At 38.9% G+C, this 14,939-nt stretch carries 11 protein-coding genes and 1 pseudogene; 1 reads left to right on the top strand and 11 read right to left on the bottom strand.

The genetic code is table 11. The annotated features are described in order from the left end of the window. Positions 1–67: 67 nt before the first annotated feature. The 8 genes from IGL70_RS02385 to IGL70_RS02350 all read right to left on the bottom strand — a co-directional run bounded on the left by IGL70_RS02385 (position 68) and on the right by IGL70_RS02350 (position 12,148). The gene (locus tag IGL70_RS02385; protein WP_104873892.1) at positions 68–1,765 is read right to left on the bottom strand and encodes a SpaH/EbpB family LPXTG-anchored major pilin; all 1,698 of its coding nucleotides are present in this window, start codon (positions 1,763–1,765) and stop codon (positions 68–70) included. Beyond that, positions 1,758–3,071: a pilin N-terminal domain-containing protein gene (locus tag IGL70_RS02380; RefSeq protein ID WP_002328556.1), complete on the bottom strand. Its 1,314-nt coding sequence runs from the start codon at positions 3,069–3,071 to the stop codon at positions 1,758–1,760. The genes IGL70_RS02385 and IGL70_RS02380 overlap by 8 nt, the downstream gene beginning before the upstream one ends. After that, entirely contained in the window at positions 3,071–7,579 is a 4,509-nt protein-coding gene (locus IGL70_RS02375) for a VWA domain-containing protein (protein ID WP_181042717.1), read from the bottom strand. The genes IGL70_RS02380 and IGL70_RS02375 overlap by 1 nt, the downstream gene beginning before the upstream one ends. A 297-nt stretch (positions 7,580–7,876) precedes the next feature. Then, positions 7,877–8,395, bottom strand: a complete 519-nt coding sequence (locus tag IGL70_RS02370; RefSeq protein ID WP_002286782.1) for a phosphatase PAP2 family protein — start codon at positions 8,393–8,395, stop codon at positions 7,877–7,879. Position 8,396: 1 nt separating this feature from the next. Beyond that, positions 8,397–9,014 carry a YesL family protein gene (locus IGL70_RS02365; RefSeq protein ID WP_002339120.1) on the bottom strand — a complete coding sequence of 206 codons (618 nt, stop codon included), beginning with the start codon at positions 9,012–9,014 and terminating at the stop codon, positions 8,397–8,399. Then, the gene (locus IGL70_RS02360) at positions 9,011–9,865 is read right to left on the bottom strand and encodes a carbohydrate ABC transporter permease (protein WP_002286786.1); all 855 of its coding nucleotides are present in this window, start codon (positions 9,863–9,865) and stop codon (positions 9,011–9,013) included. The genes IGL70_RS02365 and IGL70_RS02360 overlap by 4 nt, the downstream gene beginning before the upstream one ends. Then, on the bottom strand, positions 9,862–10,773 hold the full coding sequence (locus tag IGL70_RS02355; protein WP_081156409.1) for a carbohydrate ABC transporter permease: 912 nt from the start codon (positions 10,771–10,773) through the stop codon (positions 9,862–9,864). The genes IGL70_RS02360 and IGL70_RS02355 overlap by 4 nt, the downstream gene beginning before the upstream one ends. 40 nt (positions 10,774–10,813) lie before the next feature. Next, positions 10,814–12,148 carry an ABC transporter substrate-binding protein gene (locus IGL70_RS02350; protein ID WP_104873893.1) on the bottom strand — a complete coding sequence of 445 codons (1,335 nt, stop codon included), beginning with the start codon at positions 12,146–12,148 and terminating at the stop codon, positions 10,814–10,816. Positions 12,149–12,355: 207 nt separating this feature from the next. Between IGL70_RS02350 and IGL70_RS02345 the strand changes: the two genes are divergently transcribed. Then, entirely contained in the window at positions 12,356–13,186 is an 831-nt protein-coding gene (locus IGL70_RS02345) for a manganese catalase family protein (RefSeq protein WP_002286789.1), read from the top strand. Positions 13,187–13,429: 243 nt separating this feature from the next. On the opposite strand, the pseudogene IGL70_RS02340 reads toward IGL70_RS02345, so the two are convergent. The 3 genes and pseudogenes from IGL70_RS02340 to IGL70_RS02330 all read right to left on the bottom strand — a co-directional run bounded on the left by IGL70_RS02340 (position 13,430) and on the right by IGL70_RS02330 (position 14,754). Next, positions 13,430–13,679, bottom strand: a pseudogene (locus IGL70_RS02340) (transposase). Positions 13,680–13,869: 190 nt separating this feature from the next. Further along, a complete protein-coding gene (locus tag IGL70_RS02335) occupies positions 13,870–14,064 on the bottom strand; it encodes a hypothetical protein (RefSeq protein WP_002295146.1) in 195 nt (64 codons plus the stop codon). 504 nt (positions 14,065–14,568) lie between these two features. After that, the gene (locus tag IGL70_RS02330; RefSeq protein WP_002304207.1) at positions 14,569–14,754 is read right to left on the bottom strand and encodes a hypothetical protein; all 186 of its coding nucleotides are present in this window, start codon (positions 14,752–14,754) and stop codon (positions 14,569–14,571) included. Positions 14,755–14,939: the final 185 nt, after the last annotated feature.

Here is a 14,939-nt window from a genome sequence, read left to right as displayed (position 1 = left end):
CACCTTCTTATTTAAAAAAACTGCAGCAACCTTTATAAAACCGATTGCTGCAGCTTATTTTTGTTGCTTATACTTCAGACTTCATTTTAGATTTACGGTACCAGCTGTACGCTCCAATCATCAAACTTATTCCGATTAGTAAGAATGCCAAGAGCCCGTTCCCACCAGTAGCAGGAAGTGACCCGCGTTTCATATTCGGTACTCTTTCTGGCCCTGGATTTTCTACTCCTACGATCTGAATTTCTTCATTATAGCTTCCATAAGAGATGATAAATTCAGTAAAGGCTGCCTCACCTGTTGGAAGTACATAACCTTCTGGCGCCATGGTCTCTTTCATTTGATAGGTTCCATAATCTAACCCTTGAACCTCAAAGTATCCATTTCCATCTGCGACAAATTCTGTTGCTTGTCCGCTTGTTGCCCACTCAATTCTATCTGCTCCTGATTCATAAACAGCTAAAGGCGACTCCCCTTTATAAAATATTGCGTATTCAGAACGGTCTTCATTCCACAATTCGAATCTTGCATCTTTAAGCAATTCACTGCTTGATGCATCATATTTTTCAAACTTTCTTCCACCTGTTGTGACTTTCTCTGGCGGCTCTACTCCTTCTTCATAATCAAATTCATCATTTCGTCCGATTTCAATAACCGCTGTGTTGTTATGGAAATCATCCGCTTCTAGTTCTGTGGAAACCTTCAAATTATACGTGATCGTTAAATCTCCTCCACGTGCATCTGCTAATCTACCTAAAGTATCTACTTTGGCTACTCCATTTTCTTCTGTCAAAATCGTCACGACAAACCCGTTGTTTACTACTTCTACTATATAATCTTGTCCTTTTGTTAAAATCGTCTCGCCGGCTCGCACTTCTATTTCCTGATCATAATAAGTTAGACCAACTGTAGGCGTATCTGTGATTTTGTAATTTTTGATAACAGCGCTTCCGTTTCCAAGGACAGAATCGATGAAATAAGGAATAGGTGCTGTGATCGTGTAAGAAGCCGTTTTTCCTCTTTCTAGATCAATATAAGAAATCGTTTCTTGTTCTCCAGCTTCATTAATAATCGTTACTTGTCTAAGGTCGCTTTCCTCTACATTCATCTGTTTATCTGCTTCTCTGATTTCGTTTTTCGGATACAAATGCACATCTGTATTGTATGTGTCTTTCCATGTAGAACCATCCCACACACCATCCACCATATCAGGCATCATCACTGGCATCATGACAACCATTGGAGACGCGATTCTGGAAATATGAGCTGGCGAATAAGTTTCTAAGAAAAGATAGACTTTATCTCTAGAAGAAGGTGCTTCTTCCGTCACTTGGACGGTAGAGAATACCGCTTCTCCAGCTTCATTCGTTGTTTGTTTGTCAATACTTGTCAGTCGATATTTTAAAAACCAACTTTCTGTGTGCCGTTTTTGAATCCATTCAATCGCTTCGGCAGAATTAAGACCGTCTTCTCGTTCCGGTGTTAAAGGATTATCTCGAATCAAATCGTAATATACTTCCGTTACGTCAAACAAATCAAAATCGACTCCTGGAATATTTTCTTCACCAAAATCCGTAGAAACCAATCCGCTATTCGGTCGTTCTTCCGGAACAGATGAGAAACCTTTTTTGTGTAATGTAATCGTCACTTCACTTGGTTTTTGTGCGACTTCTTCGGCTTTGACTAGTTTTCCGTTCCCGAAAATCCCTATTCCCGCAGTAACGAGTAACAGTACACTCATTCCCGTGACAATCATTTTTTTATTCATTTTTTTCTCCCCGTTCTTTTTTTATTAATAAAACAGCACCTAACAATAAAAGAATTCCTAGTAAAGAAATCAACGTTCTTGCTTCATTCGTTTGCGGGAATACGGACCATTTTCCTGATTGACCTGGATTGCTTGGACCACTCGGCTCTTTCGGTTTGTCCGTTGTTTCTTTTACGGTCTCGTTATAAACACGTGGTGTTGCGGATTCATAGGCAGAGACTGGAACTTTCCCGGATTCTAATTCAGCCATCTCCTGTCCGTTAACTACTACATATTGTGGTTGGCCTTTTGCATCCACCCAAAATTCAGGGATGATGACCTCGATTCTCTTACTTGCTTCATCCATCTCGTAACCTTCCACACCTTTTAATTCTTCAAAATAATAGGTGCCAGAAGGCAAGAAACGTTGTCCTGTCGTAACAAGGCCCTCTTTATCCGAAATGAATTTGCTTACATTTTTGTCATTCAAAGGATCATTGTCTGCTGGTTTGATCCATTGATTTTTCAAGTCATTAGCAGGAGCCATATCTAAATAATATTTCTCCCCTTCTATCATCTGATATAGAGCAAAAACAGCACCTTCTAATGGTTTTCCTTTTTCAGTTGTTCCTCTTTGACGTCCATACTTGAAGAAGTATGGATCTCTTAGATAACCGACATTTTTAGGATAGATATGAATCTCTTGCAGTTCCTCGGTTGATTCTGTCGGGTGATAAATTGGCAAAATAGCAGCAATTGGGATGGCTGTCTGATCGATATCAACATCCAATCCAACTTCTGGATCAATCGATTCTTCGAAAATCAAATAAACTGCATCCCGATCTTGGTTTTTCTTAGGTGCTTTGATACGTGCAATCCCGTCTCCTAATCCGCCAACCGTATCTTTCCCAGTTGTTACCGAAGTCCCTATTTGGACAAGCCTTTCTTCTGTGATTAGCTGACGGATATTGTTTCTGTTCGTTTCAGCGATTTGCTGGACGAATTCTTTAGGAGTCATGTTTTCAGCAGCTTTTTTTTCATGATAATAATCGGTCATGTCGTAAATGGCAAATGTCGCTCCATTTAGTGGCACCGTCTGTGAAATGATATCTGCTGTTTCCCCTGCTTCCTCAGAGATAGCCAAGCCATCATTTTCATGGTATTCAAATTGATCGTTATAATCGATATCTCGAATCATCCGTTTATGCAACACGAATTCCACGACATCTTCCCCTGATTCTTCTGCCGACATCGCCTGTGGAAGAAGGACTGCTGCAAGCGGTAGTAAAACAAGTAATTGAAGCATCAAACACAACAGCTTTTTCATTACCTTGCTCCCTCCTTTTTAGATTGTCTGACAAACAAACCATAGGCTGCTCCTGCAAGCGCCATGAAGAATGCAGCAAGCAGGATATAGAATAATCGTCCGGATCCTCCTGTAGCAGGCAACGGATTTTCAGGATCGTTCCCGACACTAAGCTGTAATCTGATTCGATTTGTCTCCAAAAGTTCATATTCTAACTCTTGCTGTAGATCAGGCGTCTCTGCTTCTTCGTTTGGATAATACGAAATCTCAACTTTTAGTGTACCCGCTTCTTTTCCTGGAACTACCCGATCATTTTCTATGTCAGGTTCTTCTCGATAACTAATTTCTAAAATAAAGTAACCTGGAAGTTTTCTATAGCTGTCAGGTGACTTCACTTCCTTGATCCGATAGACCCCTTCCAACAAGTCTGAAGCATTGAATAGGGAAGAATCGTTTGGATCTGGTGCCAAGCCTCCCTCGATGATTTCATACTCTCCTGCACTATTTTGTTTCTCAATTGAAAATTCTGCGCCTTCAAGACGTCGGCTATTCATACTGTCAATTTTCAAAAGTTCCAAATCGATTGGCGCTAGTTCATCTTCTAAGGTTACTTGTAGTACACCATCGATGATTTCATAGCCTTCCGGCAAGGGAGCAGTTTCGTCTTCGATGACCGTATCTTCAATGATAAACTTACCTTCTTCATTCAGTGCAAACTGGAACACTTGATCAGATAGCCGATACCCATTTGGTGCGACAGATTCCGAGACCTCATATTCACCGATAGACAGATGCAGAGGTTGGTCGTAATTTAAATCGACATACTTTTCTACTCCTACGGCACGAGAATAGAAGTATCCGATCCCAGGCAAACGTTTCGATTCTTCTGGTTCTAACGGATTACCAGTGTATGCTCGATACAGCGGGAAGGAAGAATCCCCCACTTTCCTGATATCGAAACCTGCACCATCTAATGTATGGCCTTCATGGTCTAATTTTCTCACTCGGATCTCCCGATAATCAAACGTATTGTAAGCAGTGAATGCTACCCATAAACGATCCTCTTCATCTGTTGTATACGTGAGATATTGCCAATTTTCTTCACCTGTTTGCTTGAGCTGGATAGTCCCTATACCATTATCGTAAAGTCGCAAGATCCATGTGTCATTTTCGTCAGGTTCTTTGAAACCTTCTGGGTTCTGGCTCTCAATGATTTTGTATTCTGCATAGTTGGTAGTTTCTTCACTATCCTTATAAACAAATGAATCTGGCTCTCCGATTGGATGAATAACTTTCTCACCATCCACGATTACATATTTCCCGTCTTCATCTACTGAATAGAACGTGAGTCTCCCTTTCTCTTCCTCTACTTCGTTCACACCAGAAAGCCCTTTCGCTACTGGATATCCGATTTCCAGTCCGTTACCATCTGTTTCATAAAGTTCAAACTCTGCGCCATTGATTGGCATATTACTGCCTTCAATTAGTTTATTGATATTCATGTGGATTGGCTTGAATTCATTTCGCATTTCCAGTTTGACATACAACTCATCATACTCTGTGCCTTCTATGTTGGGCTCTTGTACAACAGAAAGCTTGTGATATTCTCCTTCATAATAGGAATTCGGATCTTTACCTTCCGGTCCGCCGACTCTCGAACCAGATGTATATTCATCTACAAGCTCGTAGTGACCTAACATCTCATCTTCGTTGGCTGCATATTTTTTGATTTGGAATTGATATGTCTCATCTACTAACTGATAACGTGGTGGTCCAGCGATCTCTCTGATCCAAAATATGTCGCTGACTGCTCCAGTTTCATCTCCTAAAATCGGCATCTTCGTTTCAAAGATCGCTATTCCGTCCGTGGTCGTTTTACTTGTTTCGATTGGTTCGGCTTCCCCACTCTCTGGATTTTGGTCATATAATGCAAATTCGACTCCAGCCAACGGCTCGCCATTTTGACCCTTCTTGCTGACTTGGAAATTACGGCCTTTATGTTCGTAACGAATGGAAGGAGATGGGAAATACATCCGTCCAGTAGTGATATCATTCTCATAATCCTCCAGGTTCTGAATATAGGCCATATTGTTCACTGTGTAAAAATTTCCGTCTTGAGCTCCCGCATCAAGTTTTACTTGGTACTTGATCCTGACCATTTCCCCTTCACCTAAAGAAATCGGAGAAAATTTATAAGCTTGGTTTTCCCGTCCGACATACGTTGTCGGAGTCGCCACTACTTCTGGTGGGGCTTGTCCATGACGTTCTTCATCCCATATTTCTGGCTCTTGGTACTTCATGCCGTTTTCTCCTGGATCTAGATGGTAAAACTGAATATCTGCCGATCTGCCAGCTCCAAATGGTGAGACATTAAAACCAGTTTCATCATAAAGTGTGGCTTGCTGGATCGTTCTCTTGAAGGTAGAAGAGATATCCTCCAAGGCTGTAACAATGTCATTCTTGTTGTTCGCATTGTAATATCGCGGTGTTACGCCATCTTCTTCTAAATCAGCAATATTTTTCAATACATTTCGTCCAATAGCATCTAGTCGTTGTCTCCCGCTAACGTTTCCATCGATTCCTAAACCAATGGAGAAGATACTTGGCGGGTTCTCTTGATACTTGTTTTTCAGCCAATGATGATAAGCAACTGTGTTGATCGCAGATGACTTTTCTTGCGAAGTAGGACTGCCATTCGTATTGTTATTAGAAGAACCATCACCAACCCAGTGAGTCGCTTTATTATCTCCTTCTTTTACCTCTCCATAACGATAGTGTACATTTACTTCATCTTCTGGACGGTTAAAGTCAGATGCATAGGTAACTGGATGAGTAAACCCTGCATTAGAAGTATTCCCAGAAAACTCCTCAAAATTTCTGAACAAAACGCCATTATCTTCAGCAATCTTATCTTCCATCACAGTCCAGTTGCTCCAAGCTCCATTAGTGCTCGTACGATAACTTGACTGAATCGGTGCATAACTGAAGGTCGGTGTCCCATCTCCCACAACGATCAGGATTTTTTCTGGATTTCTATTTTCTCCGCCATTGTCTTTATACAATGTTTCATAGCCATTTTTAAGCCCTAGTGTAAGCGGAGTTCCTCCGATTGGTGTACGATTTAATGCTGTATTCTCACTTCCCGTCAAACGATTGATATCATTTGTCAATGGAAAGATGTCCGAACTGATTTGCTCATGGTTATTGATAGCTGTACTATTATGGTAAAAATTCACCATACCGATTCGAATATCCAGACTCGGGTCAGAGAGCAGATCTTTACTCATTTCGTTTACTGCCTCAATCAACGCAGCATTTTTAGTTTGACTATTGGTCCCAGCGGTTAATTCACTCATACTCGCTGACTTATCTAGAACAAAAACGATATCGATTGGACTGATTTCCTTTTTCTCGCCCCCGATGACATCTAGATAGACATTGTAAAGGGTTGTTGCATCTTCAGGATGTAGATCAGATGCTGCGGTGCTTGGCAGAACAGGTTCTACCCATTTTTTGATGTACGCCCCGTTATAATCCAAGTAACTGTTTTCAAAATTCCGTTCATTTCCCCAAAGCTGAACGGTTTGAGCTGGAACGTTTCTATCTTCTTCGCCTGCAGTTGATCCATTATTAGTAGCATAGTCGTAATTTCGCCAGTTCGCTCCCCCGTTTGTATAATCACTATCATCGATCAAGTTCTCTCCGTCATATGGCGAGCCTTTGTCTCCTTGATAGCGTTCATTGCTTTGTGTCCAATTTCCTAACACTTTTGTATAGTCATTCGTTGTAAATTTCGGGTAGCGATGCTGTTCGTTTTCAACTTCTCCGCTAGGATAGATATATTCATAGGGGTCTTGCGTAGCTGTTGGCCCAAGACGCTCCAAAATACCGTTGAATAACTGGCGTTGAATGCGCTGGAGTGCTTGACCGCTGGGTACGATTGGTTCGTCCAGCTTTTCCATCTCATTTTCTTCGCTACGTTGAATTTCAGCGGAATCTTCTGTATCAGTTTCATTTTCTTGTAATTCTTGGTTATCTATTCTTTCATCAACCACCACTTGAAGAGGTAGTTCCCCTTCGTTCACATCGGGGATCTTTTCTGTTTCAAAAATCAATGTGCCGGTTTCTGCTTCTTTTGAATAAACTTTTCCGACATACCATTCTTGACCATCGATCGTCTCGACTTTTAGGTCTTCTCCATCTTCATCATAGGAGGATAGACCTGTTCCACGAACGTTTTTTACGGTACCAATCCCGGCGGCTGCCGCATCGATTGCTAAACGTATTCTACCTTCATTGGCACTTTCCTTTTTTTCAAAAGCCAGATGCCATTCAAGGGTTTCTTCTTTTTCAATATACTTCCCTTCAATTTTTGCATAGTCCTCATCTAAGAATACCTCATCCTCCTTTGTTTCTGTTGACTCAGCAGCTACATCCAGTGTCGTCATATGATAGACTGACTGGAAATATGGTCCAAATAGCAAACTGACAGTTACTAACTGCAAAAGCTTCAATTTTAACCCTTTCACATCCTTATACTCCTTTCAAAAATATTTGTCTTCTTTCACAACAATCAACAAAACAATGCCCGTCTAATTATAATTTAATTTAATTTTAATTTTAAATCAAATGATATCCTTTTTAGTTAAAAAACACCAATTATACAACGTTTATTATTAAAATTAAATTATAAAATTTTATAACGTTCTCATTTAACAAAACTTAAGTTATTAAGACAAATGAATAAACAACTACGCTTTCCTCGAAACAAAAAAATAAAGCACAAATGCGCATTTACGCACTCATGCTTTATTCGTACAATTAATTCAGATAACGGCAGCGCATAGGATGCCAATAACACTTCCTAAAATAGCTCCTCCTAAAATGTCAGTAGGATAATGTAAAAGTAAAAAAATCCTCGAATAAGCGATCAAACAAGCAAATAAAAAGGCTAATATTCCTGCAACTGGACTTAATTCGAACAACGCAGCTACTGATAAAAAGGCTAGCGCTGTGTGTCCTGAAGGAAAAGAAGAAGTCTTCGGTTTACTTGTGTAAAGGACAAGCCGACGATTTTTTTCATAAGGTCTTTTCCGTCTTGTCGTTTTTTTGATAAAAAGCAAACCAACAAAAAAATAGATCAAACTGCCGATAAGAATGGCTAGACCATATTCTCTAGTATCAGGTATCAAGACTAAAACAGCAGCAAGGAGCAACCAAATAAAACCACCATTAGAGATATTACTGATAAATTTCAAAAAATTGATTTTTCGACTATCCGTTTTCCGTTGCTTGGCGAACTTGTTGATAATACTATCATCGATTTTAGCAATCAAACGCAACATGTTATTCCTCCTTTTTAAGAACCTTTTCTTGCGTACGATGGATAAAAAGCAGGACTTGAAAATAAAACAAGAAACTGAAACCTAATAAAGCAAAATAGATTGGTCCTGCAAACCAGAATGCGACAAGAAGGATCAACGTGCCTGCCAAATAGAAAAGCGCGCTTTTGAAATCATTAAAAAACAAGAAAAATGCAGTAATCCAAGAAGCTTCTTTTTGTTCCAGTTGAAGCAAGATTTTGTAACTAAAGAGAAGCGCGCTTAATAGAAGCAAAAACAACGTAGTATACATCAATGTATAGCCAATTCCCCCACCCCAATAGCGGAAAATCCGATAATCGATGAATAAAAGAAGAAAATAACTACTTGCTAAACTATCTTGCTTTCCATAAAGAGAGAAGTTCTCACGAAACTTTTTCCAGAATAGTGAACCGAGCTTTTTCTCTTCATTTTTTTTGTAATGATAAATCATATACAGAACTGTTCGACTTGCAGTTCCTAATGTGAAAACAGGCAAGACACACAGGAACCATAGTAGCTGTAAATGGATAAGACGTGGAATCCATTCAATGATTTCTAAGAAATAATCATTGGCTTTTTTACCAATCGATCGATTCATCATCCTTTTGAACCTCCTGTCAAATCCATCCCTTCAATGAAATAACGTTGTGCAAAAAAGAACAGCAAAATCGTCGGGATCAAGACAAGTGTTGCTCCTGCCATCAGATAATTCCATTGTGTCGTTGCTTGGTTCTGAAAAACTTGCAAGCCAATCTGTAACGTGTATTTTTCTTGATCTTGGATATATAACAGAGGACCTAAGAAATCATTCCAAGCTGCGTTGAAGGAATTGATCGCAATGGTAATCAAGGCAGGTTTCGTCAATGGAAGCATCAAATGACTCCAAATGTACAAATGATTCGCTCCGTCGATTTCAGCAGCTTCGATCAATTCATTATTGATCGATAAGTAAAATTGACGCATCAGAAATATATTGAACGCATTGCCGAAGAACGATGGAACGATCAGGGGCAAATAAGTACCTACCCAGCCGATCTTGGAGAATAATACATATTGAGGGATCATCGTTACAAACCCCGGGATCATCATCGTAGAAAGAACCAAAGCAAACATCAGCTTTTTCCCAGGAAAATCAAGCTTCGCAAATCCATAAGCAATAAAAGAATTTGAAAGGACATTACCGATCACTACTAGCACAGTGATGAATAATGTATTTCTTGCATAGCGCCAAAAAGGAAAGGCGGCAATCGTATCCAGATAGTTTTCCCATACGATTTTTTCTGGGAAAAAGGTCGGAGGATAACGAACGATTTCTTCCATTGGTTTCAATGAAGTAAACACCATCCAAAGCAATGGAATGATCAAAATGATTCCTATTACTGTCATGAGGACATAACTTAGTATTTTTTTTGTTTGCCGATTCACACTGGTCTTTTTGAAATAATCCATCATTTGCCGTCACCTCCAGAATAATAGACCCACTTAGGTGCAATCTTCAAATTGACAAACGTCAGAACCAACACGATCAGAAACAGGATCATTGACATAGCCATCGCATAACCCATATCAAAAGCTACGAACGCCTTGTTCCACATATGCAGATTATAAAAAAGCAAAGAATTTGCAGGTCCGCCTGTTCCATTTTTCGTCATGACATAAGCTTCTTGAAAAATTTGGAAAGAACCGATCGTAGAGGTGATCACATCGTAAAAAATAATAGGAGTGATTAATGGCAAAGTAATACTTTTGAACTTTCCCCAAACGCCTGCTCCATCGATTTCTGCTGATTCATATAAAGATCTAGGAACATTTTGTAATGTAGCTAAGTAAAGTAGCATTGCTCCTCCAGAACTCCATATTTTCATCAAAATCAACGCAGGTTTCGTCCATTGTGGATCAAACAGCCAAGCTGGTCCAGGGATATGGAACCAGCCCAGAAATGTGTTGATCAATCCTGCAGATGGAGAAAGCAGCTGCATCCATAAGATGTAGACTGCTACTCCTGATAAGACTGCCGGTAAATAGAAAGCTGTACGGAATACACTGATTCCTTTGATTTTTTGATTGAGTACTGTGGCTAAAAACACACTGAAAATCGTCGTCAGCGGTACATTGAAGATGACGAAATAAACGGTGTTGTATAACGATTTCCAAAATAAATCATCGTGAACGAACATTCTTTTGAAATTTGCTAGACCAATGAAATTCATCTTGGATGTCAAATTATAATCGGTGAAACTACCAATAACTGAAAAAAGCATAGGCCCTAGCATAAATACCAAGAACCCGATAATAAAAGGCGAGATAAATAAATAGGCCCATCTTGCTTCTTTTTTCTTTCGGATAGATAAACGCTTCAAATTTTCTTGCCTCCTCTGTACCTAGACAGTCAAAAATGGATTATTGATTTTGCTTGACTAAGTTTTCTACTGCTTTTTGTGCATCTGCCAATCCTTCTTTTGGTGATTTTGTTCCTAAAAGAATCTGGTCAATCTGTTCATTCACTAATGTCGTGTAATCCGGAGCATCTAAAGGAACTGGTGTGATCACCGTATTTTTAAAGTTTTCGTCCGCCATTTGATAGATCATTTTTCCTTTATCCGTTAGGTTGTCATTATTCACTAAATTCTCATTGGCTGTCTTGCTCGCCATGATATCAAAACTTTTTTCGCCGAATTTTTCTTGTACTTCTGGAGAAGAAAGATATTTGATGAATTCATAAGAGGCCTCAGGATCTTTTGCTCCGTATGGTACTTCCAAGACGAATCCGCCACCCCACGACCAATGGCCTGAACCTTCTTCTTTTTCTGGGAGCTGCATCACGCCAAAATCAAAATCATCCGGTGCATTTTCCATCAAACTAGAGTAATAATTGATATTTTGGGCACGCATGGCTACTAATCCGGAAATAAATGGATCAGATACACCAGACCCAAATTCGGCTTCTAATTTATTGATCGTATTTTTCCCATAATAATCTTGCCAGTCTTGGATCCACTCCAAGGCTTCCACTTTATTTTTAGTATCAATCTTGACTTTTTCATCTTTGTCAAACCAACTAGTCCCGTTATCTGCGTTTAGCGCCCATACATCAGCCCCTAAATTCCATAATGGATAAAAACCGATGCGTGTAAATTCTTTTCCTTCTTTTTTATCTAGTTTACGTGCTGTTTCTTCTAATTCATCCCAAGTTGTCGGTAGATCTTGTTCATTGATTCCAGCTTCTTTAAATAACTTTTTATTATAAAAAATGACTTGTGTATCTGTATTGAATGGGATCGCATAAGGATCACCTTCATATTCTACTGTATCCCAAAGCTGCGGATAAAAATCCTTAGAAGTGTCTTTTTCTACATATTTGGAGAGATTAGTTGCTTGCTGTGCTTCTGCTCTTTGGGCAACGGAATTTATGTCCTGTACAATAACATCGGGTGCATTTCCAGCTGTTATTGCAGATAAAGATTTAGTCCAGATGTCACCCCATGGCTGATACTTATAATTTACATGGATCTCGTTTTGTGATTGATTGAAATCCTCAATGATTTCTTCGATAGCTTCTTTTCGTGCACCGGATCCCCAAAAGGACCAGAAATCAATATTTTTTCTTCCATCACTTGTTTTTTCAGAAGAATTTGCTGCACTTGAACTGGCATCGCTTGCATTACTTGATCCGCATCCTCCTAATAAAAACAATGCTGAACTTGCCAGCAACCCTGTAAACAATAATTTTTTCATATTTTACCTCCAAATTTTAATGTAACCGATGTCGGTTTTAATATAACGATATCATTTTGTTCTGAAAATAACAATTTATAAGGTATGATTCTAAAAAAATTATTAATGATACCAATACTTTATATAATTCGCGAGCGTTTTCTTTGAATTTTTTAATCTTTCGTAGCAGAATGAGAATGTATTAAAAATAGATTAGGAGGAATTTTGATGTTTAGACACCAGAAAGAATTGCAGTTTGAAGCAAAACCAGATCGTCCGAATCCATTAATCGCGAAATATCTGCAGGAGCTGATCGGCGGCCAATATGGCGAGATGAGTGTAGCTATGCAGTACCTGTTCCAAGGCTGGAGCTGCCGAGGAGAAGAAAAATATAAAGATATGCTGATGGACATTGCAACAGAAGAAATCGGCCACGTGGAAATGTTGGCGACAATGGTTGCTCGTTTATTAGAGGGTGCGCCTGTTGAAGATCAAGAAGCAGCGATGCAAAAAGATCCAACAATCGGTGCCATTATCTCTGGAATGAATCCACAGCACGCGATCGTAGCTGGCTTAGGACCTCGTCCTGCTGACAGCGTGGGCAATCCATGGAGCGGTGCCTATATCATTGCGAGTGGCAACTTGTTAGCAGACTTTAGAGCTAATTTAAATGCCGAATCACAAGGAAGACTTCAAGTAGCACGTATTTACGAAATGATCGATGATCGTGGCGTAAAAGATATGCTGTCTGTTCTCCTTGCAAGAGATAGCTATCATCAAAATCTATGGGAATGTGCAGTGAAAGAATTAGAAGAAAAAGAAGGTTCAATCTTAGTCCCAAGTACTTTCCCGCGTGACAAAGAACGAAAAGACATTGCTTATGACTTCTATAACTTCTCAGAGGGAGACCAAAGTAGTGAAGGTTCTTGGGCTAGTGGCAAAGCACTGGATGGCGAAGGCGAATATCAATGGTTGAAAGAACCTAAGATCGAAGGCGCTGCACCAAAATTAGAACCAGTAACACCAAAAATGTATGGGACACCTCCATTCAAGAAATAAATATCTACCCGTAGAAACACCCGTTTTTTGTTCCACACGCTTTGTGAGCAAAACTGACTAAAGTCATTAATCATAACCACCCTTCAAAAGGGTGGTTTTCTCTAGAGCTATAAGCTCAAATCACCGGCCAGCGCCTAAAGACGCTGGCTTTCATATTTTATGTTCAAGCCATATTGCCTTTGCCAGTTTTGCCCACCTCTTAAAAGGTTTATGTACTACTCCTTAGCCCTTAAAAGGATCGTCTTACTCTCGTACACTCAGCTTATCTAACGCACTATCATGTTTTTCTTGTTCTTGAATGTACTTTTTGATGGTCGCTTCATTTTGTCCTACTTTTGTCACATAGTATCCTTCCACCCAAAAGTGTCGATACCCAAATTTATATTTTAGATTTGCACAATCTCTTGATGATCTCCTGAATATTGGCTCGATATTGATTATAAATTATTTTTCTTCTATACTTTGGTGTGAATACAATGTGGTATTTACACATCTACTTTGTACGGGCTAAACTATTTCCCTTTATTGCTCCACCCGCATAGCAAGTGGTTTTGTATTTCACTCGCTCGGCGCGCTCAATTAGGTCTAAAGACAATAAATCTAAAAACCCGCTGCTTCACTGACAAAAACAACGGGTTTTCAGAAAAAAATGAAATGAAAAAGATCTCTTACGGCAATCTATTTTATTTTTTTGATTTTTTATAAATGGAAAATGCTTCAAGAAGTCCAAGAAATAAAGCCGTATAAAAACCAGAACCTATGAAATCTTTATTTATTAGATATTCAACAGAAATCCCGATAACACTAGCCAACAATATATTTATCAGAAGTGTAAAATAAGGATGCTTTTTATAGAATAGAACTAGTGTTGTTTTCATAGACTCTCCTTTCTTCATATTTCCAATTAATCACAAATTCACGGCATTACTAGAAAAATTAAAGGGGCGCAGAAGTGGAAAAATACTCTTCGACTTTCCCTACAAACCAGGCCATCTTGTGTTTAATAACTATACCAAATCTAAGGTACCTCTAAATCTAAATTCCATTTGTGGCGGTGACCTCCAATTTTTAACTCTTCTATCTCCCATCCAGTATACATAACCTTGATACTTCGACCACTTATATATCGAACACACCAATACCTATCCATTGCAGGAGTACCACCTAACTTAGTTGCTACTTGCATCTAAATAACAGCTGAAAAGATAGGACTTACTCTTAGTAAAGTATCTGAACTATTAATTTTTAAACTATCATTTTTATCCTCAACTACATGCACATCTGTTGCAACTTCAATTTCTGTCTCATCCAGATAAATGATTAAGGAATCGGGAATTGCAATATCTTCAGCTGACGCTGGAATAGTTGAGCTAAATTAGTCATTATATCTTTATTATAAAATAACCAACAGCAAAAAATACAATGAAAAACAAACTTGGAACTAATGTATCATTAATAAATGTTGAAAAATTCAGCAACTCATTACTGTATGATTTTAGCAGCCCAACCAACATATACCCTATAAAAGCTAATAAGATGGTTAGGAATCCTTTAGAATTTTTACTCATTCATAGACACTTCCTTAAATAACTTTTATTATAGAAGGTATTGTAAATAATAATATTGACAAAAAGTGACTCCAAATAAAAAAACCTTACATTATACTGGAATGAACTGTATTGATAGTGTACCTAAAAGCTCTACTGACATAAGATCGTGTAATCGGCAAAGTAATTTTATTAATTATACGGGA

This window comes from Enterococcus sp. DIV0901a (assembly GCF_051711525.1).
Classification (GTDB): Bacteria; Bacillota; Bacilli; order Lactobacillales; family Enterococcaceae; genus Enterococcus_B; species Enterococcus_B faecium.
This window is presented reverse-complemented; position numbering and strand designations above follow the sequence as displayed.